This is a genomic window from Stenotrophomonas sp. SY1 (genome assembly GCF_021202945.1).
Taxonomy (GTDB): Bacteria; Pseudomonadota; Gammaproteobacteria; order Xanthomonadales; family Xanthomonadaceae; genus Stenotrophomonas.
This window is the reverse complement of record NZ_JAJOYR010000001.1, coordinates 1,423,239-1,443,938: the sequence shown is the minus strand read 5'-3', so window position 1 is coordinate 1,443,938 and position 20,700 is coordinate 1,423,239. Positions and strand designations below refer to the sequence as shown.

Genomic DNA, 20,700 nt, shown 5'->3' with positions numbered 1-20,700 from the left:
CGAACTGCCGCCAACCACGCATCTGCGACAACACGCTCCGACAACGGAACGTGCACACCACGCCAATGAACGCTTCGCGCGCCCTGCACCACGGGCGGGCAACCATGGGTGCGTGAACATTCCTGCCACTCCCGATACGCCGCGCCGGTTGCGCTGGCGCCTCAAACGCCCCGGCAAGCGTGGAATGACCGTCCTGGCTGTACTGGCCGCCGCGACCGTCGCGCTGATCCTGCTGTGGGACTGGAACTGGTTCAAAGGCCCGATCGAACGCGCAGTGCTGGCGCGTACCGGGCGCGCATTGCAGATCGGCAACCTCGACGTCGACCTTGGTCGTACCACCATCGTGCGTGCCGATGCGATCCGCTTTGCCAATGCGCGCTGGGCCAGGGAACCACACATGGCCAGCGCCGAGCGCGTGGAAATCGACGTCCGCCTGTGGCCGTTGCTGCGCGGCAGCGTGCAGTTGCCTGAGATACGCCTGGATCGACCGGAGGTGCTGTTGCAGACCTCCCCTCGCAAAGGCCAACCCGGCAACTGGGACTTCCTCGGCAGCGGAAGTGGCGAACCACCGCAACTCAAGCGCCTGCACATCGATCAGGGCACGCTGCGCTTCCTCGACGAAGCCGGACGCACCGACGTCCAGCTCACCGTACAGAGCGGCCCACCGAAACAGGCCATCGCCGCGCCGCCGTTGCAGGTGCAGGGCAAGGGCCGCTGGCGCGGGGCGGACTTCACCCTGCGCGGCACCACCGAATCTCCATTGGAACTGGCCAACAGCCAGTCGCCCTTCCAGATTCATGCCGATGCACGCGCCGGCGCCACCCGCGCCATCGCCAGCGGTACGCTAACAAATCCCTTCCAGCTGCAGGTGTTCGACCTGCAGTTCCAGCTCAGCGGGCAGGATCTGGAAGATCTGTATCCACTGATCGGTATCGCCATTCCGTCATCGCCGCCCTATCGCTTGAACGGCCGGCTCCGCCGCGATCACCAGCGGTGGCACTACGAAAAGTTCAGCGGCCGCGTCGGTGACAGCGATCTGGCCGGCGACGTGCAGATCGACGTGGCCGGCGAACGCCCACGCCTGACCGCCAACCTGCTCTCACGGCGTCTGGATTTCGATGACCTGGCCGGCTTCATCGGCGCACCGCCCACCACCGGCGGCAGTGAATCGGCCAACGCCGAACAGAAGGCCCAGGCCGCGCGTCTGGCCGCGCGTCCGACCGTACTACCGGACAAGGCTTACAACCTGACCAAGCTGCGCGCCATGGATGCCGACGTGCGCTGGAAAGCGCAGCGCATCAATTCCCCATCGCTGCCACTGGATGACATGGACGCGCATCTCAAGCTCGATAACGGCCTGCTGCGGTTGGAACCGCTGGATTTCGGCGTGGCCGGCGGCAACATCCGTAGCACCATCCGCATGGATGCACGGCGCCCGCAGATCGCCACCGCATTGAACGCCAGCCTGCGCAAGGTGCAGCTGGGCCAGCTGTTTCCTGATTCAAAACTGGTCGAGCAGGCATCCGGCGGAATCAGCGGCCAGATACAGCTGAGCGGCCATGGCAACTCCATCGCGGCCATGCTCGGCAGCAGCGACGGCGAGGTGGCCATCGGCATGGGACGCGGCCACATCGGCAACCTGCTGATGGAGCTGGCCGGATTGGATGTGGCCGAATCGGTGAAGTTCCTGTTCACCGGCGACCGGCAGATTCCGTTGCGTTGTGCCTTCGCCGATTTCGCCGTGGACGATGGCCTGATGCGCACCCGCACGATGGCCTTCGACACCACCGACACGCTGGTGCTGGGCGAAGGCAGCATCAGCCTCAAACAGGAGAAGCTGGACCTGCTGCTGCGGCCACGCCCCAAGGACATCAGCATTCTTGCCCTGCGTTCACCGCTGCGCATCGGAGGCAGTTTCAAGGACCCCTCGTTCCGCCCCGACTTCAAGGCGCTGGGCATCCGTGGCGCGATCGCGCTCACGCTGGGCAGCATCACCCCACCGGCGGCACTGCTGGCCACCCTGGAGACCGGCCCGGGCAAGGATGTCGACTGCGGCGGCCGCTACGCCAGGTAGTGCCGCCGCGCGGGGAATCAGGTTCCGGTGATGTACTGCTGCAACTGGCCCAGCTCCTGCCGCTGCTGCTCGATCACCGACTTGACCAGGTCGCCGATGGAAATCACCCCGACGACTTCATCGCCCTCCACCACCGGCAGGTGACGGATGCGACGGTTGGTCACCAGCTCCAGGCACTGCTCGACCGTGACGGTCGGGGCCACGGTGACAAGCTCGGAGGTCATGATCTCGCGTACCGGCGTGTTGGCCGAGGAGCGATCCTTCAGCACGATCTTGCGTGCGTAATCGCGCTCGGAAAGGATGCCCGCCAGGCGTCGGCCATCCATCACCAGCACCGCACCGATGCCTTTTTCGGCCATCAGGCGGACGGCCTGGATCACCGCCGCATCCGGCGTTACCGCGTGGATCTCAGGGGACTTGGCCCCTAGCAACTGTCGAACGGTCTGCATTGCGTTCTCCTGCGCTGGCGGATGGCGCAGATACTGCCACGTTCGCTGGCAACCAGGTGTCGACCAGGTACAACGGGCGCTGCTTGGACTCCATGTACAGGCGCCCCAGGTACTCGCCGATCAGGCCCAGCGCAATCAGCTGCACCCCGCCCAGGAACAGGATTGCCGCCATCATCGTCGGCCAGCCCGCCACCCGGTCCCCATACAACGCGGCCTTGGCCACGACCCAGGCCGCGAAGCCAAATGCGCCGGCAGCGGTAAGCAGCCCCAGATAGGTTGCCGCGCGCAGCGGCGCGGTGGAGAAGCTGGTGATGCCCTCCAGCGCGAAATTCCACAATTTCCAGTAACCGAACTTGCTGCGTCCGGCCATGCGTGGCTCGCGGCGGTACGGCAGGGCCACCCGGCGGAAGCCCACCCAGCCGAACAAGCCCTTCATGAAACGTTGACGCTCACGCAGCTGCCGCAACCCGTCCAGCGCGCGCGGTGAAAGCAGCCTGAAATCACCGGTATCGGCCGGAATCGGCGTCTTGGACAAGCGCCCGATCAAGCGGTAGAAACCTGCGGCGGTAGCGCGCTTGAGCCAGCCGTCGCCGCCGCGCTCCAGACGCACGCCGTAGACATCGTCATGCCCCTGTTGCCATAGCGCGACGAATGCCGGGATCAGCTCCGGCGGATCCTGGCCGTCGGCGTCGAGCATGATGGCCGCGCCCTCCTCGACGAAATCCAGGCCGGCGGTGAGGGCGATCTCCTTGCCGAAGTTGCGCGAAAGCCGCAGCGTCGCCACCCGTGCATCGGTCGTAGCCAACTCCTGCATCACCGCCCAGGTCGCATCACTGCTGCCGTCATCCACGTAGAGAATCCGCCCGTCGATATCCGGCAGCGCATCGAGCTGCGCGCACAGACGCGGATGCAGCAGCGGCAGTGCGTCCTGCTCGTTGAATGCAGTGATGACCAGGGTGAGGCGGGCGTGGGAATTCATGCGGCCGATTCTACGCAGAGCGCCATAGTCAATCGGCCTGCTCGATGTAGCCGGCACCGCCGAGCTGGCGGGCCTGGCGCTGGATCCAGGCTGCACGTCGCTGCACGTAAGGACCGGGCTGGGCCGCGTTGTAACGGCGTGGCGCCGGAAGCACCGCTGCCAGACGTGCGCTTTCAGCCGCGCTCAGGCGCGCGGCATCCTTGTGCCAGTACTGCTGCGCAGCGGCCTGCACGCCATAGATGCCGTCACCGAACTCGGCAACGTTCGCGTACACCTCCAGGATGCGCTGCTTTGACCAGAGCAACTCGATCAACACGGTGTACCAAGCCTCCAGCCCCTTGCGCAGCCAGCTGCGGCCCTGCCACAGGAACATGTTCTTGGCGGTCTGCTGGCTGATGGTGCTGGCACCGCGCAGGCGCTTGCCATCGGCGTTGTGCTTGCGCGCCTTCTCGATCGCCTTCAGGTCGAAACCGTGATGCTCGGGGAAACGCTGGTCCTCGGCCGCGACCAGGGAGATCGGCACGCTGGCCGCCATCTGGTCCAGGTCGCGCCATTGGTAATGGATGCCAAACTTCCAGTCCCCCTGCCCCCAGGCTTCCATCTGGCGGAACACCATTACCGTGGAGAACGGCGGGTCCACGAAGCGCAGCACCACCACCTGCAACACGCTGGCTACCAGCAGCATCACCGGAACCCACAACAACAACCGCCACCCGCGCCGCCTGCGGCCTGATCCGGCCACCGCCTGCGCCTTGCGCTCGGCCTGCTCCGCCCCCATCTGAGTTCCACCTTGCCTATCCACTGTCCGGCGCATTATCCGGCACCGGCCCCACCTCGCGCAGATGCCGCCCATGACTGACACCTCCGATCTCCTCGTCCGCTTCCTCCTGCCCGACGCCGGCGTGCGCGGCGTCCATGTCCGCCTGGGTGAAAGCTGGCGCGAAATCCTGTCCCACGGCGACTATCCCGCCTCTGCGGAACGCCTGCTGGGCGAAGCCAGCGTGGCCTCAGCGCTGTTCACCGGCCACACCAAGGTCGACGGGCGGCTGTCCATCCAGCTGCGCAGCAGCTCGGCGCTGCGTGCACTGTTCACCGAATGCACCTCAGCCGGCACCCTGCGCGGCATCGTGCAGCTGACCGAAGGCCAGGACGCTCCCAGCACCTTGTCGGCCCTGGGCGAGGACGCCCTGTTGGCCATCACCATCGAAAACCCCGGTCTGGACCCTCGCGAACCGCAGCGTTACCAGAGCCTGGTCAGCCTGAGCGGCGACAGCCTGGACGAGGCATTCGAGGACTATTTCCGTCACTCCGAGCAGCTCCCGACCCGCCTGCTGCTGGCCTGCGACGGCGAGCACGCTGCCGGCCTGCTGCTGCAGAAGTTGCCGGGCGATGCGGGCGACGAGGACGGCTGGGTCCGTGCGGGCGCCCTGTTCGACACCCTCGGCCGCGAAGAACTGCTGGCCCTGCCCGGCAGCGAACTGCTGCACCGCCTGTTCCATGAGGAAAATCCAGAACTGCTGGGTGAGAAGATCCTGCGCTTTGGCTGCTCCTGCTCGCGTGAGCGGGTGGCCGCCATGCTGCAGTCGCTGGGCGAGGAGGAGGCCCGCGCCGCCGCCGAGGCCACCGGCCAGGTCGATGTGCGCTGCGAGTTCTGCGGCCAGGAATATCACTTCCCTTTGACCGAATTCGGCGTATTGTTCAGGTCCACACCCGTCAACCAGCCGGCTCCTGAGCGGCTGCAGTAACGGTCTAGCGAGTTGCGTTCTGGGGAGGGCGGAGACTTGTTAAGAAACCATAAACGACATAGGATCGAGCGCTCACGCACTGGGAACTTCCCGGTGCTTTCCGGGTCCGACTGAGTCCATGAACGCTTTCCTGCGCCTGCCACTAGCCTTGATGATCGCCCTGGGCGCGGTCACGGGTGCGCATGCCCAGAGCACGCCCAAGGCAACGGACACCGTCATTCCGGTCTGGAACCGGGGCAGCGGCAAGGTCGAAGCCCTGTTGTATCTGGAACCGACCGGCGAACAGCGGGCCGGTGCACGCTGGAATTTCGGCCGCAGCTCGCTTGATGCGGCCTTTGGCCTGTCCTCGGGCGATTCGCTCGGCCTGCTGTGCAACAGCAGCCGCGGCACCAGCATCGGCGGGCTGGCCAGCCACTGCATGCTCGCCAGCCTGGGTGACGACGACGATGACAATGATGGCCGTCGTCTCTCGGCCACCACCGCCTTCAACCGTCCCGGCGGCCGCATCGGCGTCACCGCTGGCACCGGCCGCGATACGCTGCCGGCCTGGTTGGCGGGCGGCAACCGTGCCGGCTCTGCACGGATGGAGCAGAACGACCTGACCGTATTCGGCCAGAAGAACATCGGCCGTGAAGGCTTTGTCTCCATCGGCGGCACCTACGCCAAGGCACGGCTGGTACCGCTCAGCGATGCCGCCCCGGCCGTCGTCGATCAGTGGGACAGCAAGACCCTGAGCGTGGGCGGCGGCTACGGCCCGTTCAGCGCCAACGTCATCGGCCGCGTCGTCGACGCCCCTGGCCAGAGCGGCAAATGGGAAGGCCTGGGCTTGGGCATCACCTGGCGCACGCCTTGGAGTGGCCAGCTCACTGTCGGCGCCGAAAACGTGATCACCCGCGGCAAGAATCCATTCTCGCCCCGCAATGAGAGCAATGACGACGGGGCAATTCCGTACGTCCGTTACGAGCAGGATCTGTAATAAGAATTACAAAATATGTCAGCAAAAGCGCCCCTTCCGGGGCGTTTTTCGTTTCTGCCTGTCAAATCAGCACTTTGCCGAATTTCATGGCCACCACGCAAATCATTAACCAATCTTTAATTTATTTGCAGGCGCAAGTACTATCGGTCTCAGCCCGGGGGATTGGGGTCGCCTTTCGACCACACCCTGGGCCACACCAAGCAACACCCAAGTCCACTTGGCAGAGAGAGAGACCCAATGAATTGCAAGACCACCAAACTGCGTGACGCGGTCGTACTGGCGCTCGTCGCCAGTGCCGGCACCAGCGGCATCGCTTTTGCGCAGGAAGCCGAGAAAGCCGGCGCCACCAATCTCGACCGCATCGAGGTCACCGGTTCCCGAATCAAGAGCGCCGACGTCGAAACGTCCCAGCCGGTTCTGACGCTGTCGCGCCAGGACATCGAAAAGCAGGGCGTCACCTCGATCGCCGACATCCTGCAGCGCATCTCGGCCAATGGCGCCGCCCTCAACCGCACCTTCAACAACGGCGGTGATGGCTCGGCCGGCATCAGTCTGCGCAACCTGGGCAGCTCACGCACCCTGGTGCTGGTCAACGGCCGTCGCTGGACCACCGGTCTGGACGGCAGCGTCGATCTGAACACCATTCCGGTTTCGATGGTTGAACGCATCGAAGTCCTCAAGGACGGCGCCTCGACGATCTACGGCTCGGATGCCATCGCTGGCGTGGTCAACGTCATCACCAAGCAGAACTTCGAAGGCGCTGAAGCCAACGCCTACGTGGGTCAGTACTCCGATGGCGACGGCGACCGTCAGGCCTACGACTTCACCATCGGCACCACGACCGACCGCGCCAGCGTGACCATCGGCGCGTCCTACGTGAACGAAAAGGAAGTGATGGCCGGCGATCGCAAGATCTCGGCAGGTGGCCCGCCGTTCTTCAGCGGCCAGTCCGGCACCGGTTTCCCGGGCTCCTACCTCCGTGGCGGCAAGCGCTACGTGATCATCAACGGCGTGGAAACCCCGTACGTTGCCAACACGCACGGCTACAACACCGCCCCGGACAACTACCTGCTGACTCCGAACGAGCGTACGTCGCTGTTTGCACAGGGCACGTACAACGTCACCGACAACGTGACCTTCCGTACGGAAGCCATGTACAACGAGCGCAAGTCCGAGCAGCTGCTGGCCGCCATGCCGGTGACCAGCATGGCCCTGAGCAAGGACAGCATGTACAACCCGACCGGTGTTGATCTCACCGGCGTGAATCGTCGTTTCATCGAAACCGGCGGCCGTTCCTTCAACCAGAATGTCAAGAACTGGCACTTCTTTGGCGGCCTCGAAGGCTTCTTCGAATTTGCCGACCGCACCTTCGATTGGGATGCCGGCTACCGCTACGACAAGACCGACCAGAACGACCTGACGTATGGTCTGTTCAACCTCGCCAACCTCGAGAATGCCTACGGCCCGTCGGAAATGCGCAACGGCGTGCCCGTGTGCGTCACCTCCAAGGGCGGAGACGTCATCCCGGGCTGCGTGCCGGTAAACGCTCTGGGTGACCGTGGATCGATCTCGCAGGAAGCACTGGATTACACGTCCTTCACTGCGCACGACTCCGCGTCGGTCGTCTCCAAGGGTTACACCGCCAACATCAGCGGCGAGATCGTCAAGCTGCCGGCCGGCCCACTGGCCTTCGCTGCCGGTTATGAGTACCGCGAAGAGAGCGGCCAGTTCGACCCGGACGCCTTCATCGCATCGGGCCTGAGCACCGGCAACGGCGCCAAGCCGACCAAGGGCTCGTACGATCTGAACGAGTTCTTCGTCGAACTGTCGATCCCGGTCCTTGCTGACCTGCCCGGCGCCAAGCTGCTGGATTTCAGTCTGGCAACCCGCCTGTCTGACTACAGCAACTTCGGCGAGACCATCAACAACAAGTTTGGTTTCCGCTGGAAGCCGATTGATGACTTGATGGTCCGCGGCAATTACAGCGAAGGCTTCCGCGCACCGAGCATCAGCAACTTGTATGCCGGTGATGGTGACTCGTTCGAAAGCTACGCCGATCCTTGCGCCCTGCAGCTTGGCAACCCGACCGTTGCCAAGCGCTGTGGCGACCAGGGCGTGCCGACCGACTTCACGCAGCCGGGCGCTGGCACCAGCACCAAGCAGACGCTGGAGCCGTGGACTTGGGCTTCGAACCCGGACCTGCAGCCGGAAACCTCCACGAGCAAGACCTTGGGCTTCGTGTACAGCCCGAGCTTTGTCGAAGGCCTGAACGTCAGCCTGGATTGGTGGCAGATCAAGATCGACAATGCCATCACCCGTCCGGAAGCCCAGTTCATCCTGGACAAGTGCTACGCCGGTTCGGATGCCGAAGCTGCAACCTACTGCTCCCTGATCACGCGTGATCCCAACTACGCCGACCAGGCGTACTACATCACCAACGTTCGCCAGCAGCTGATGAACCTGGCTGCCTACAAGGTGGAAGGCTGGGATCTGTCGGCCAGCTACCGTCTGCCGGAAACTTCGGTTGGCCAGTTCTCGATCAACTTCGACGGCACCTACCTGTCGAAGTGGGAGCGCCAGGCAACCAAGGAATCCGAGTTCGAGCAGCTGCAGGGCCGTTACCTGGATCAGGACCCGTACTGGCGTATCCGCGCCAACCTGTACCTGGGCTGGGAGTACGGCAACTTCGGCGCTACCTGGGGTATGCGTTACATGTCCGGCCTGACCGAGTCGTGCGACTTCGGTGATGACGACATGAACACCACCTACTGCTCGGATGCGGCTCGTCTGCGCAACCACATGGGCACCACGGTCTACAACGATCTGCAGGTTCGCTACAGCACCCCGTGGAACGCCATCGTGTCGGTCGGTGCGAACAACCTGTTCGATCGCGACCCGCCGGTTTCCTACAGCACCTCGTACAACATGTTCGACCCGCAGTACGACCTGCCGGGCCGTTTCATGTACATGCAGTACAAGCAGAAGTTCTGATCGATCCACTGATCATGTCCTTCAACAACGGCCCCGAAAGGGGCCGTTGTCTTTTGCAGGTAAAGAGCACAGAAAAAAAGACCGCCTTGCGGCGGCCTTCACTCGATACGTCCTGTTTGCGGCAGATCTCAACCGTTTGGAATCAACGTCTCGATCACATGCTCGACATAGGCTTCAAAATCCTCGCGTGCCTGCTTGGGCTGCTGCAACTGCAGTGACAGCTGCAGGAAGCCGACATAGGCGGCATAGGCCAGACGCGCACGGTGGCGTGCGTCGGTGGAACTGAGCCCGGCCTGGCGGAAGGAGGCGATCAGGTATTCCATGCGACGCTGCGAAACGCGATCGATGACCGGGCGCACCATCGGGTTGTCCAGCGCCTTGAGCAGTTCGCTGTAGATCACGTGCGGAGTCACTTCGTGCGCTACCAGCTGGAACAGCGCGCGCAGGCGCGTGCGCGGATCAGGCACTTCCTCCAGGCTGCCGAACACCTGTTGCTGTTCGACCACCTCCCAGCGCTCCAGTGCTGCCTGCAGCAACGCATCGCGCGAGGGGAAATGCCAGTAGAAACTGCCCTTGGTCACGCCAAGGCGACGGGCCAGCGGCTCGACCGCCACGGCGCCCACGCCCTGCTCTGCCACCAGATCCAAGGCTGCCTGCGCCCAGTCATCGGCGCTGAGGCGGCTATGTCGTGCGCTGCGGGGTTCTGCCGGAGAAGCTGAAGTGTCGTTCATGCGCTGATTTAACCATACGGCGGGGACTGGTTGCAGTATGCAAGCTGCAAAAAACCTGCCACGGGATTGTCACCGAACCGGACGAGCCGCCCGCGCGACGGGACTTCCGCACTTCCATACCGGGAAGTATTGACAGCACTCACCGGCAATCCATACCATCGGGTATGGTATTAACACCTTCTTCCTCTATGCGCAGTGAAAACACCCAGCTGGAAGGTGCCCATGGCGCTGCCCTGGCGGCCACCCGATCCGGTGGGAAACGCGCCCCGGTGTTGTTCGCCCATGGCTTCGGACAGACCCGCGGTGCCTGGTTGACCACCGCTGAAGCGCTCAATACCGCTGGCCACGCCACATTGGCCTATGACGCACGCGGCCATGGCGACTCCGCCTGGAATCCGGCCGACCAGCCCTATCACGGCGACCAGTTCACCGATGACCTGATCGTGGTTGCCGGCGAACTGAGCCGCCCGCCGGTATTGGTCGCCGCTTCGATGGGCGGCTTGTTCGGCTTGATGGCCGAAGCCCGCTGGCCGGGCCTGTTCTCGGCGATGGTGCTGGTGGACATCACTCCGCGCTGGGAAACCGCCGGCGTGGAGCGCATTCTGGCCTTCATGAGCGCGCATCCGGAGGGCTTTGCCTCGCTGGCAGCTGCCGCCGACAGCATTGCCGCGTACATGCCGCACCGCCCACGCAAGAGCGAGGATTCGCTGCGTGCGCTGCTGCGGCCCACCCAGGACGGTCGTTGGAACTGGCATTGGGACCCGCGTCTGGTCGAAGAACTGGCCCGCGACAGCGAACAGCACCAGGACGCGATCGCCGAAGCGGCGCGGCGTGTGCAATGCCCGTTGCTGCTGATCAGCGGCGGTCGCAGTGACCTGGTCTCGCCGCAGACCGTTGAAGAATTCATGACGCTGGTGCCGCACGCGCAGCATGTGCATCTGCCCGATGCCACCCACATGGTGGCCGGCGATGACAACAACGCGTTTACCACCGCCGTGTTGAACTACCTGGACGCCCTGCCTTCGGCCGCCGCGTCCGCCCGAACCGAGCACGTTACCGGAGCAAGTCAATGAGCATTGTCGTTCCCTTCCTGGCCCTGCTGTTGGTAGGTGCTTTCGTTGCCTACCACCGCATGCGGCTCGTCGTCTGGACGCTGGTCAGCGTGCTGCTGCTGGCAGCCTGCTGGTTCACCGGCATCAACCAGACCGCGATCATCGTCGCTGCCGCCATCGTCGCGCTGGTCAGCGTGCCGGTGCTGCTGCCGTTCCTGCGCAAGCCGCTGATCACCTCACCGTTCATGGGCGTGTTCCGCAAGGTCCTGCCGCCGCTGTCCAAGACCGAGCGCATCGCACTGGAAACCGGCTCGGTCGGTTTCGAAGGCGAGCTGTTCACCGGTGACCCGGACTGGAACATCCTGCTCAACTATCCCAAGCCGCAGCTCACCGCCGAGGAACAGGCCTTCCTCGATGGCCCGGTCGAAGAGCTGTGCAAGATGGTCAACGACTTCGAGATCACCCACGTGCACGCGGACCTGCCGCCGGAGCTGTGGGACTACATCAAGAAGAACAAGTTCTTCGGCATGATCATCCCGAAGGAGTACGGCGGCCTGGGTTTCAGCGCGCTGGCGCACCACAAGGTGATCCAGAAGCTGGCTTCGGTTTCCAGCGTGGTCAGCTCCACCGTCGGCGTGCCCAACTCGCTGGGCCCGGGTGAGCTGCTCAACCACTACGGCACGCAGGAACAGAAGGACTACTACCTGCCGCGCCTGGCCATTGGCCAGGAAGTGCCCTGCTTCGGTTTGACCGGCCCGTTCGCCGGTTCGGACGCGACCTCCATTCCCGACTTCGGCATCGTCTGCAAGGGCATGTGGAAGGGCGAGGAAGTGCTGGGCCTGAAGCTGACCTTCGACAAGCGCTACATCACCCTGGCCCCGGTCGCCACGCTGATCGGCATGGCCTTCCGCATGTACGACCCGGACGGCCTGCTCGGCGACACCAAGGACATCGGCATCACCCTGGCGCTGCTGCCGCGTGACACCGACGGCGTGGAGATCGGCCGCCGCCACTTCCCGCTGAACTCCACCTTCCAGAACGGCCCGATCCGCGGCAAGAACGTGTTCATCCCGATGACCCAGCTGATCGGCGGTGCCGAGAAGCGTGGCCTGGGCTGGAACATGCTCAACGAGTGCCTGGCCGTGGGCCGCTCGATCACCCTGCCCTCGACTGCTTCGGGCGGTGCCAAGGCCGGCGCGGTGGTGACCGGCGCCTATGCACGCATCCGCAAGCAGTTCGGCCTGTCGGTCGGCCGCTTTGAGGGCGTGGAAGAAGCACTGGCACGCATCGGTGGCAAGGCCTACAAGATCAGCGCGCTGTCGCAGGCCACCGCGGCTGCGGTTGACCGTGGCGACGTGCCGTCGGTGCCGTCGGCCATCGCCAAGTACCACTGCACCAACATGAGCCGCGAAGTCATCTCCGATGTGATGGACGTGATCGGTGGCAAGGGCATCATCCTGGGGCCGCGCAACTTCGCCGGCCGCAGCTGGCAGGCCGCGCCGATCGCCATCACGGTGGAAGGCGCCAACATCATGACCCGCTCGCTGCTGATCTTCGGCCAGGGTGCGATCCTCTGCCACCCGTGGGTGCTCAAGGAAATGAAGGCCGCACAGGACGAGGACCGCAAGGCCGGCCTGCGCGAATTCGACCAGGCGCTGTTCGGCCACGTCCGCTTCGGCATCTCCAACGCCGTGCGTTCGTTCTGGTTCGGCCTGACCGGTGCCCGCTTCGGCGCCGCGCCGGGTGATGCCTACACCCGCCGCTACTTCCGCAAGCTGGACCGTTATTCGGCCAACCTGGCGCTGATGGCCGACATCTCGATGATGACGCTCGGCGGCAAGCTGAAGTTCAAGGAATCGCTGTCCGGCCGTCTGGGTGATGTGCTCAGCCACATCTACATGACCAGCGCGATGCTCAAGCGTTATCACGACGAAGGCGCGCCGACCGCCGACCAGCCGCTGCTGGCCTGGGCCTTCCATGACAGCGTGCACAAGATCGAGGAATCGCTGTCGGCTGCATTGCGCAACTTCCCGATCCGTCCGATCGGCTGGCTGATGTGGGCGCTGATCTTCCCGCTGGGCCGTCGTGCCGAAGCGCCGGGTGACCGCCTGAGCCGCCGCGTCGCCGCCACCTTGATGGCACCGGGCGAAGCCCGTGATCGCCTGGCCCAGGGCGTGTTCCTGACCCCGTGCGAGAACAACCCGGGTGGCCGCATCAACAGCTACCTGTCCAAGGCGATCATGGCCGAGCCGGTGGAGCGCAAGTTCCTCAAGGCGCTCAAGACCAAGGGCATCGAGGCGCTGACCTTCGCCACCCAGCTGGACGAAGCCGTGGCCGAGGGCGTGATCACCCAGGACGAGCGCAAGCTGCTGGAAGAGCTGCGCGAGATCACCATGGACACGATCACCGTGGACGATTTCGAGGCACACGAACTGCGTTCGGCCGGCTACTACGACCTGCCGGGCAAGCAGCGCCCGCAGCAGGCGGCGTAACCCCCTTCAACGCGACACCAACGGCGGGCCTTGTGCCCGCCGTTTTCATATCGGGAATCCTGCTCATGGCTGCTCCGCTGCTTTCGCTGTACCGACGTTTCGTCCGCTGGCCGGCCGGGAACTGGTTGTTCTCGCGTGCGGTGTGCTTCAAGGCGCCCTACTTCGCCAGCATCTCGCCAACAATCACAGGGCTGGAACCGGGCCGCTGCGAAGGCGTGATCCGCCAGCGTCGACGCATCAGCAACCACATCGGCACGGTGCATGCGATCGCCATGTGCAACCTGGCCGAGCTGGTCGGCGGGGTGATGGTCGATGCCACACTGCCCGCCGACATGCGCTGGATTCCCAAGGGCATGGAGGTCAAATACCAGGCCAAGGCACTGGGTGTGTTGAAGGCGGTGGCGACACCGGCGCTGCCCATCGTCAGTGCGGCAACCGGCTACGACCTGCCGGTGAAGGTCAGCGTGACCGACGCGGCGGGGACCGAGGTGTTCCATGCGACCATCGCGATGTGGGTGTCGCCGCGCCCCTCACGCACAGGCCAATGAACCATGACAACCGCTGAACTGCTGGTGCGCCTGGCAGGCATTCACAGCCTGGCTTTTGCCGCCTTCCATCTGGCGTTCTGGCGGTTGTTTGGATGGAAGCACGAGCTTGCCCGTGTCAGCGCCGCCAACCGCGCGATCATGCAGATCCTCAATCTGCGCGTGATCTACGTCTTTTTCGGAATGGGGGTGATCGCGCTGACCTTCACCGCGGACCTGGTCGACACGCGGCTGGGGCTGGTGCTGCTGTGCTTCATGGCGTTGTTCTGGCTGGGCCGCGCGATTGAACAGTTCGTGTTCCTGCGCATCAACGACTGGCGCGTGCATCTGCTGACCGGCCTGTTCGTGCTGGGCGCGGCGCTGCATGCCATGCCGATGTGGCTGGGCTTCATGCGTGCCATCAGCCGCTGAGCTTCAGAACGCCCGCAACACCAGCGCAAGAATCGCCGGCACGGCCTGGATATGGAAAATGCGCGGGCTCACGCTCCACGCGCCATACGCGCCGGCCACCACCACACAGACCAGCGAGAACGTCACCAGCACCGGTTGCCCAAGTGCCAGCCCGGCGATGATCCCGGCGGCGAGGAACCCGTTGTACAAGCCCTGGTTGGCCGCCAGCACGCGGGTCGTCTCCGCCTTCTGCGGCGTGTTGCGGAAGGTCTTCAGCCCCAGCGGGCGCGTCCACAGGAACATCTCCAGCACCAGGAAGTACACGTGCAGGATTGCGACCAGTACGGTCAGCAGCAGCGCGAGCAGGGACATGGGCGTTGTTTCCTTCAGGTCAACAAGGACAAGGTGACGCGCAGCTGCACTCAGCGATCGCGGGGCAACTTCTTTTCCTCGCGCAACACGCCCAGTGCCGACAGCGTCATGCATATCGCCACCAGCGTGCCGCCGGCGAACACCACGTGCGAACCAAACAGCGACAGGCCCTTGTGGACCCAGGCGAAGGTCAGGTCGGCACCGCGATAGACCACCGTGTCGATGGCTGCACCGGCCTTGTAACGCCATTGCCGGTCCACACGCGTGTAGATGGTCTCGCGCGCCGGCTTGCCCAGCGAGAACTCACTGGCGCGGGTGAGCACCTGCACCATCGCCACCATCAGCGGCAGCGGTGAAGCGGCCAGCGCCGAGAAGCCGATGATGATGGCAAAGCCCGGAATCAGCAGCGCCGGGGCGATGCCGAAGCGCGACAGCAACCAGCGGGTCACACCCAGCTGGATCACCAGGGTCAACGCATTCACCGCCAGGTCGATACGCGAATAGAACGCGGTACTGGCGGCCGGATCGGTGATCATCCGCCGCACGATGGAGGCCTGCTCGTTGTACAGCGTGGTGCCGATGCCCACGCCGAACAGCACCATCAACGCCAGCCAGCGCAGCAGCGGTTCGCGCACGATCAGCTTCAGGCCATCCATGACGCTGCCACCCATCGGCTGTTCGCCATCTGCCAGCTGCTGCTCGCGCTCGCGCAGCACCGCCCACTTGCGCAGTTGCCAGACGCAGAACACGCAGCTGATCAGGAACCCGACCGAGACCAGCATCAGATTGGCAATGCCCACCCGCTGCACCAGCGAGCTGGTGATGATCGGGCCAAGGAACGCTCCGACCGTGCCGGCCGCGCCGATGTAGCCGTAGTACGCGCGGGCCTGGGCATTGGAGAACACATCGGCCATGAAGCTCCAGAACACCGCCACCGCGAACAGGTTGTACACGCTGATCCAGAAGAAGAACGCCATGCCCCGCCCCGGCACGCCGCTGTTGAACATCGCGTAGAAGCCCAGCAGCGTGACGATGAAGAAGCCGTACACCACCGGCAGGAACACCCTGCGCGGAAAGCGGCTGACCACCCAGCCGTACAGCGGCTGCATCACCAGCATGATCAGGAACACGCAGGTGAACAGGAACTGCAGGGTGAAGTCCTTCAATGGCATGCCGCGCACGTCAAACCAGGCAATCAGCGCCGTCGGGAAGATCGTCTGCAGGTCCGCCGAAGCGGCCATGGCCTCGCGCACCGGGCGCAGCACGTAGTAGCCGCTGAGCAGGCAGAAGAAGTACAGGAACGACCACAACAGCGCCGGCGATTCACGCAGCGCCTGGATCAGCCGCAGCAACGGGCCGGGCCGGCCAGACACGCTCATGCAGCACCCCGGGAATGCGGGTGGCGACAGGACGGCGACATCGGGAACTCCGGGGGGGCTGCGAAGCGCGTAAGTTATCTAATGCACCGCAACATCGCCAGTGCGCGCAGGGATGTCAGACAACAACGCGGCGTTCTATCCTGCAATGATTGGGAAGGGGAACGCCGTGAAGGAATTCGACTACATCATCGTCGGTGCCGGCTCGGCCGGCTGCGTACTGGCAAACCGGCTCAGCGCCGACCCACAATTGCGGGTACTGCTGATAGAAGCCGGCCCGCGCGACTGGCACCCCTTCATCCACATGCCGGCCGGCATCGCCCGCCTGGTCAACAACCGCCGGGTCAACTGGAGCTACGACACCGAGCCGGAGCCGGCCTTGAACAACCGCCGCCTGTGGTGGCCGCGCGGCAAGGTGCTGGGTGGGTCCAGTTCGATCAATGCCATGTGCTACGTGCGCGGCGTGCCCGGCGACTACGACCGCTGGGCGCAGGCCGGTGCCAGCGGCTGGGATTGGAACAGTGTGCTGCCGTGGTTCCGTCACAGCGAAGGCAATGCCCGCGGTGCCGACGCGCTGCACGGTGCCGACGGCCCGCTGCGGGTATCCGACCTGCGCCACGTCAATCCACTGACCCGTGCCTTCCTTGATGCCGGACAGCAGGCCGGCCACGCGCTCAACAACGACTTCAACGGACCGCAGCACCAAGGCGTGGGTCTGTACCAGGTCACCCAGAAGGATGGCGCGCGTTGTTCTTCGGCCGCGGCCTACCTCGCCCCGGCGCGGCATCGCCCCAACCTGCAGGTGCTGACCGGTGCCCAGGTGGAACGCATCCAGATCGACAACGGCCGCGCCAGCGGCGTGGTACTGCGCGCGGGTGGTCAGCGCCAGCAACTGCATGCCACGCGCGAGGTGCTGCTCAGCGCCGGTGCGATCAACTCGCCGCAGCTGTTGATGCTGTCCGGCATCGGCCCGGCCGAGCACCTGCGCAGTCACGGCATCGATGTGCAGTTGGACCAGCCCGGCGTCGGCGCCAACCTGCAGGATCACCTGGACATCTGCACGCTCTACCGCACCGTGCCCGGCGTCAGCTACGACCGCGCCAGTGAGCTGAAGATCGGCTTCGACTACTTCCTGCGCGGTCATCGCGGCGCCGGCACCAGCAACGTGGCCGAGGCCGGCGGCTTCATCCGCTCACGCTTCGCCCCGGACGAACGTGCCGACATCCAGTTCCATTTCGTCCCGGCGATGCTCGACAACCACGGCCGCCATCGCCTGCCCGGCGACGGTTACACGCTGCACGCCTGCTACCTGCACCCGCGCAGTCGTGGTCATATCCGCCTGGCCAGCAACGACCCGCTGGCACCGGCACGCATCCACGCCAACTACCTCGGCGATGCCGAAGGCTTCGACCTGAAGATGATGGTCGAAGCCGCTCGCCTGAGCCGCGACATCCTGCAGCAAACGGCATTCGCTCCGTGGCGCAAGGCGCCGCTGTTCCCCGACCGGGATGACCTGGACGACGCCGGTCTGGAAGCCTTCATCCGCGCCAAGGCCGAAACCATCTACCACCCGATCGGCACCTGCCGCATGGGCAGCGATGCAGCGGCGGTGGTGGACCCGCAGCTGCGGGTGCGCGGCATCGACGGCCTGCGCGTGATCGACGCCTCGGTGATGCCCAGCCTGCTCAGCGGCAACACCAACGCGCCGACCATCATGATTGCCGAGCGCGCCGCCAGCCTGATTCTGGCGCCGGATTCCCTGTAGAGCGGAGCCAGGCTCCGCCGAAGCATCAGCGGGAAGACTGCTGCCGAGCGTCGCCCGTCACTACCGGCGCCAACGCACGCTCCGCTGAGGCATCAGCGGGAAAGCCACTGCCGGGCATGGCCGAGCCCTACGCTGCCGCCAACAACGCCGGCAACGGGCAATGCAGCGCACCGCAGATCGTGCGCAGCAGCTCTGCCTCGGCCACGCTGATGCGCTGGTTGTGGCTGACGGTTGCCGCCACCGATTCCACCAGCACCTGCTTGGCCAGCGGATCGAGCGCGTCCAGCGGTTCCCACACCGCATCCAATGCCAACACACCGGCGGCGGGCGGCACGTACGGAAGGTGATCCTGCGGCAGGATGCGGTGCAACCCGGCCAGGTACGCGCGGCGCGCGGCCGCGGTGTCGCCGGGATTACCCGCCCATGCCACCACCGCCAGCAACGTGGCGAACTCCTGGCGCACGCTGATGGTCTTGCGCCGGCCGAAATGCAGGTGTCGCGACGGGTCCAGCGCGGCCTGCACCTGCACCTGCAACAAGCGCGACAGGCAGTACTCGAACAGCGAAATTCGCCCATCGGCATGGGCCAGTACATCGATGCACTGCAGGAACACCTGCAGCTGCGGACGCGGCTGCGCCCTCAACGCCGGAAATGCCAACGTCGCCAGCGGCAGGCGCAAGGCCGCATGCAATCCGCGCAGCGGGCCATCGGCAAGCACCTGCATGTGTTCGGCCACGTCCGCGCCCAGTTGCGCCCGTACGGCCTCGCGCTGGCGTGCGGCCACCTGCGCATCGCCATCGCGCAACAGCGCCAGCAGCAGCGTCGGGGCGACGGTCTTGTCACGCGCCAGCTCGCGCAACGCCACCGGCAGGTTGCCGGCCAGGCGCAATGCCTGCTGGTAATCATCGTCGCCCGGCGTGGCGACCTGCGCCGCAACCTGGGCCGGATCGATAGGCCGCGACTCAGCGCCCCCCGGCAATGACGGCGGTACTGCCCGCGTTGCCGAAGCGTCGGTCGGCACCAATCCCAGCGCCATGTCTTCGGCCATGCCATCGGGCGGACTGGTAAACCAACGGCCGCGCAGCTGCTGCAACTGCGCGGCATTGAACGCAGGCTCCAGCCGTTGAATGCGCTCGACCAGCGGCGGGTGCGTGGCAAACCAGCGCGAGAAGCCCAGGCCCTCGCCGAACAACATGTGGCTCACCTCCTCCGCGCCGGCACGGTCGACCAGGCGCGAACCATCCGGCAAGCCACCAATCTTCTTCAGTGCGCCAGCCAGACCTTGCGTCTGCCGCGTGAACTGCACCGCCGAGGCGTCGGCCAGCACTTCGCGCTGGCGTGATACCGCCGCCTTGATCAGCCGCCCGAGCAGCACCCCGATGCTGCCGATCGCCATCGCCACCAGGCCGGCGATCAGCAACGCCACCACCGGCCCCAGCGTGCGGCCACTGCGCACACGCGAACCGGCGCCCATATGCATCAGCACGCGGCGGCCGATCACGCTGATCATCAGGATGCCGAACAGTACGCCCATCAGCCGGATGTTCAGGCGCATGTCGCCGTTGAGGATGTGGCTGAACTCATGGGCGATCACGCCCTGCAACTCGTCGCGGTTGAGCCGCTGCAAGGTGCCGCGCGTCACCGCGATGGCTGCGTCGGCCGGGGAGTAACCGGCAGCGAACGCATTGATGCCCGGTTCCTGTTCCAGCACGTACAGGCGCGGCATCGGTACGCCGGAGGCAATGGCGATTTCCTCCACCACGTTGCGCAGGCGCCTCAATGCGGGATCGGTGGTGTTTGCCGGCACTTCGGTGCCGCCCATCTGCAGCGCCACCACCTCGCCGCCACCGCGCAGCTTGGAGACGCGATACAACGAGGCCAGGCCGATCACCGCCACGGTCACCAGCGTGCTCCACAGCGCCATCTGCACGCTGCCGCTGACCCACAGCACCAGCACGTCGATCACGGCCACGATGGCGATCACCGCCAACGCGAACAGCAGCAACAAGCGGCCCGAATTCCGTCGCGCCTGCGCCTGGTGTTCGAAAAAGTTCATCCCGCCCCCTTGCTGCTGCCGGCTACGCCCGATCGCGTGCGGCACCCCATCCGGCCTGCGTCAGAACTGGACCTTCGGTGCCTCGCGCACCTGTTCGCGCTTCTCCAGCGGAATATCCAGCAACGCGGCACTCGGGAAATTGAACATGCCGGCAAACACATTGGCCGGGAACGTCTCGCGACGGTTGTTGTAGGCCATCACCGCGTCGTTGTACGCCTGCCGCGCGAACGCCACCCGGTTCTCGGTGCTGGTCAGCTCCTCACTGAGCTGCATCATGTTCTGGTTGGCTTTCAGATCCGGGTAGGCCTCGGCCACCGCCATCAGCCGCCCGAGCACGTTGTTCAACTGCCCCTGCGAAGCAGCCAGCTGCGCCATCGCCGCCGCATCGCCCGGATTGGCCTTGGCCGCAGCCAGACCTGACTGGGCGGCACTGCGTGCGGCGATCACCGCTTCCAGCGTCTGTCGCTCATGGCCCATGTAGGCCTTGGCGGTCTCCACCAGGTTGGGAATCAGGTCAAAACGGCGCTGCAGCTGCACGTCGATCTGGGCAAAGGCATTCCTGAAAGCGTTCCTGCCCCGCACCAGCCCGTTGTAGATGCCGATACCCACGCCGGCCACTGCGACCACCACCACAATAAAAATAAGCAATATCAAGATGATGCCCATTCATTCTCTCCCCGTTTGTGCAATGGCGAAAAGCGGCGCTA

17 protein-coding genes are annotated in these 20,700 nt (G+C 65.0%); 9 read left to right on the top strand and 8 right to left on the bottom strand.

Features of this window, described 5'->3' with window-relative positions; all coding sequences use genetic code 11:
• Window positions 1–184: 184 nt before the first annotated feature.
• The gene (locus LR961_RS05880; protein WP_232147489.1) at window positions 185–2,074 is read left to right on the top strand and encodes an AsmA family protein; all 1,890 of its coding nucleotides are present in this window, start codon (window positions 185–187) and stop codon (window positions 2,072–2,074) included.
• Between the two features lie 17 nt (window positions 2,075–2,091).
• On the opposite strand, the gene LR961_RS05875 is transcribed toward LR961_RS05880, so the two are convergent.
• From LR961_RS05875 to mtgA, 3 genes are read right to left on the bottom strand one after another with little or no spacing between them, the layout of a single operon-like run.
• Window positions 2,092–2,523 (bottom strand): CBS domain-containing protein, encoded by a 432-nt coding sequence (locus LR961_RS05875; protein WP_232147488.1) that lies wholly within the window; start codon window positions 2,521–2,523, stop codon window positions 2,092–2,094.
• Window positions 2,483–3,502: a glycosyltransferase family 2 protein gene (locus LR961_RS05870; RefSeq protein WP_232147487.1), complete on the bottom strand. Its 1,020-nt coding sequence runs from the start codon at window positions 3,500–3,502 to the stop codon at window positions 2,483–2,485. The genes LR961_RS05875 and LR961_RS05870 overlap by 41 nt, the downstream gene beginning before the upstream one ends.
• 28 nt (window positions 3,503–3,530) lie before the next feature.
• A complete protein-coding gene (gene mtgA, locus LR961_RS05865; RefSeq protein WP_232147486.1) occupies window positions 3,531–4,280 on the bottom strand; it encodes a monofunctional biosynthetic peptidoglycan transglycosylase in 750 nt (249 codons plus the stop codon).
• 73 nt (window positions 4,281–4,353) lie between these two features.
• On the opposite strand from mtgA, the gene LR961_RS05860 reads away from it, so the two are divergent.
• From LR961_RS05860 to LR961_RS05850, 3 genes are all read left to right on the top strand, one after another.
• Window positions 4,354–5,247, top strand: a complete 894-nt coding sequence (locus tag LR961_RS05860; protein WP_232147485.1) for an Hsp33 family molecular chaperone HslO — start codon at window positions 4,354–4,356, stop codon at window positions 5,245–5,247.
• Window positions 5,248–5,398: 151 nt separating this feature from the next.
• Window positions 5,399–6,223 (top strand): hypothetical protein, encoded by an 825-nt coding sequence (locus LR961_RS05855; RefSeq protein WP_232149216.1) that lies wholly within the window; start codon window positions 5,399–5,401, stop codon window positions 6,221–6,223.
• 237 nt (window positions 6,224–6,460) lie between these two features.
• Complete coding sequence (locus LR961_RS05850) at window positions 6,461–9,214, top strand: TonB-dependent receptor (RefSeq protein ID WP_232147484.1); 2,754 nt, start codon at window positions 6,461–6,463, stop codon at window positions 9,212–9,214.
• Window positions 9,215–9,342: 128 nt separating this feature from the next.
• Here the strand turns inward: LR961_RS05850 and LR961_RS05845 are convergent, their stop codons facing one another.
• On the bottom strand, window positions 9,343–9,945 hold the full coding sequence (locus LR961_RS05845; RefSeq protein WP_232147483.1) for a TetR/AcrR family transcriptional regulator: 603 nt from the start codon (window positions 9,943–9,945) through the stop codon (window positions 9,343–9,345).
• A 164-nt stretch (window positions 9,946–10,109) separates the two neighbouring features.
• Here LR961_RS05845 and LR961_RS05840 point away from each other — a divergent pair, with 164 nt between their 5' ends.
• From LR961_RS05840 to LR961_RS05825, 4 genes are all read left to right on the top strand, one after another.
• Complete coding sequence (locus tag LR961_RS05840; RefSeq protein WP_232147482.1) at window positions 10,110–11,018, top strand: alpha/beta hydrolase; 909 nt, start codon at window positions 10,110–10,112, stop codon at window positions 11,016–11,018.
• Window positions 11,015–13,489, top strand: a complete 2,475-nt coding sequence (locus LR961_RS05835) for an acyl-CoA dehydrogenase (protein WP_232147481.1) — start codon at window positions 11,015–11,017, stop codon at window positions 13,487–13,489. Before LR961_RS05840 ends, LR961_RS05835 begins: the two co-directional genes overlap by 4 nt.
• Before the next feature lie 65 nt (window positions 13,490–13,554).
• Window positions 13,555–14,037, top strand: coding sequence for a hotdog fold domain-containing protein (locus LR961_RS05830; RefSeq protein ID WP_232147480.1), 483 nt, complete (start codon window positions 13,555–13,557; stop codon window positions 14,035–14,037).
• A 3-nt stretch (window positions 14,038–14,040) separates the two neighbouring features.
• Window positions 14,041–14,445, top strand: a complete 405-nt coding sequence (locus tag LR961_RS05825) for a hypothetical protein (protein WP_232147479.1) — start codon at window positions 14,041–14,043, stop codon at window positions 14,443–14,445.
• 3 nt (window positions 14,446–14,448) lie between these two features.
• On the opposite strand, the gene LR961_RS05820 is transcribed toward LR961_RS05825, so the two are convergent.
• The gene (locus tag LR961_RS05820) at window positions 14,449–14,796 is read right to left on the bottom strand and encodes a DUF1304 domain-containing protein (RefSeq protein WP_232147478.1); all 348 of its coding nucleotides are present in this window, start codon (window positions 14,794–14,796) and stop codon (window positions 14,449–14,451) included.
• 50 nt (window positions 14,797–14,846) lie between these two features.
• A complete protein-coding gene (locus LR961_RS05815; RefSeq protein ID WP_232147477.1) occupies window positions 14,847–16,175 on the bottom strand; it encodes an MFS transporter in 1,329 nt (442 codons plus the stop codon).
• A gap of 166 nt (window positions 16,176–16,341) precedes the next feature.
• On the opposite strand from LR961_RS05815, the gene LR961_RS05810 reads away from it, so the two are divergent.
• On the top strand, window positions 16,342–17,937 hold the full coding sequence (locus tag LR961_RS05810; RefSeq protein ID WP_232147476.1) for a choline dehydrogenase: 1,596 nt from the start codon (window positions 16,342–16,344) through the stop codon (window positions 17,935–17,937).
• A gap of 127 nt (window positions 17,938–18,064) precedes the next feature.
• Here LR961_RS05810 and LR961_RS05805 read toward each other — a convergent pair whose 3' ends face one another.
• A complete protein-coding gene (locus tag LR961_RS05805; protein ID WP_232147475.1) occupies window positions 18,065–19,993 on the bottom strand; it encodes a M48 family metallopeptidase in 1,929 nt (642 codons plus the stop codon).
• A 60-nt stretch (window positions 19,994–20,053) separates the two neighbouring features.
• Complete coding sequence (locus LR961_RS05800) at window positions 20,054–20,659, bottom strand: LemA family protein (protein ID WP_232147474.1); 606 nt, start codon at window positions 20,657–20,659, stop codon at window positions 20,054–20,056.
• Window positions 20,660–20,700 lie beyond the last annotated feature (41 nt).

What these genes read in the sequence shown, in the direction of transcription:
- LR961_RS05805 (WP_232147475.1), bottom strand. Translation starts at nt 19,993, where the DNA reads ATGAACTTTTTCGAACACCAGGCGCAGGCGCGACGGAATTCGGGCCGC.
- LR961_RS05880 (WP_232147489.1), top strand. Translation starts at nt 185, where the DNA reads ATGACCGTCCTGGCTGTACTGGCCGCCGCGACCGTCGCGCTGATCCTG.
- LR961_RS05860 (WP_232147485.1), top strand. Translation starts at nt 4,354, where the DNA reads ATGACTGACACCTCCGATCTCCTCGTCCGCTTCCTCCTGCCCGACGCC.
- LR961_RS05845 (WP_232147483.1), bottom strand. Translation starts at nt 9,945, where the DNA reads ATGAACGACACTTCAGCTTCTCCGGCAGAACCCCGCAGCGCACGACAT.
- LR961_RS05840 (WP_232147482.1), top strand. Translation starts at nt 10,110, where the DNA reads ATGGTATTAACACCTTCTTCCTCTATGCGCAGTGAAAACACCCAGCTG.
- LR961_RS05815 (WP_232147477.1), bottom strand. Translation starts at nt 16,175, where the DNA reads ATGAGCGTGTCTGGCCGGCCCGGCCCGTTGCTGCGGCTGATCCAGGCG.
- LR961_RS05850 (WP_232147484.1), top strand. Translation starts at nt 6,461, where the DNA reads ATGAATTGCAAGACCACCAAACTGCGTGACGCGGTCGTACTGGCGCTC.
- LR961_RS05825 (WP_232147479.1), top strand. Translation starts at nt 14,041, where the DNA reads ATGACAACCGCTGAACTGCTGGTGCGCCTGGCAGGCATTCACAGCCTG.
- LR961_RS05870 (WP_232147487.1), bottom strand. Translation starts at nt 3,502, where the DNA reads ATGAATTCCCACGCCCGCCTCACCCTGGTCATCACTGCATTCAACGAG.
- LR961_RS05875 (WP_232147488.1), bottom strand. Translation starts at nt 2,523, where the DNA reads ATGCAGACCGTTCGACAGTTGCTAGGGGCCAAGTCCCCTGAGATCCAC.
- LR961_RS05835 (WP_232147481.1), top strand. Translation starts at nt 11,015, where the DNA reads ATGAGCATTGTCGTTCCCTTCCTGGCCCTGCTGTTGGTAGGTGCTTTC.
- mtgA (WP_232147486.1), bottom strand. Translation starts at nt 4,280, where the DNA reads ATGGGGGCGGAGCAGGCCGAGCGCAAGGCGCAGGCGGTGGCCGGATCA.
- LR961_RS05820 (WP_232147478.1), bottom strand. Translation starts at nt 14,796, where the DNA reads ATGTCCCTGCTCGCGCTGCTGCTGACCGTACTGGTCGCAATCCTGCAC.
- LR961_RS05855 (WP_232149216.1), top strand. Translation starts at nt 5,399, where the DNA reads ATGATCGCCCTGGGCGCGGTCACGGGTGCGCATGCCCAGAGCACGCCC.
- LR961_RS05800 (WP_232147474.1), bottom strand. Translation starts at nt 20,659, where the DNA reads ATGGGCATCATCTTGATATTGCTTATTTTTATTGTGGTGGTGGTCGCA.
- LR961_RS05830 (WP_232147480.1), top strand. Translation starts at nt 13,555, where the DNA reads ATGGCTGCTCCGCTGCTTTCGCTGTACCGACGTTTCGTCCGCTGGCCG.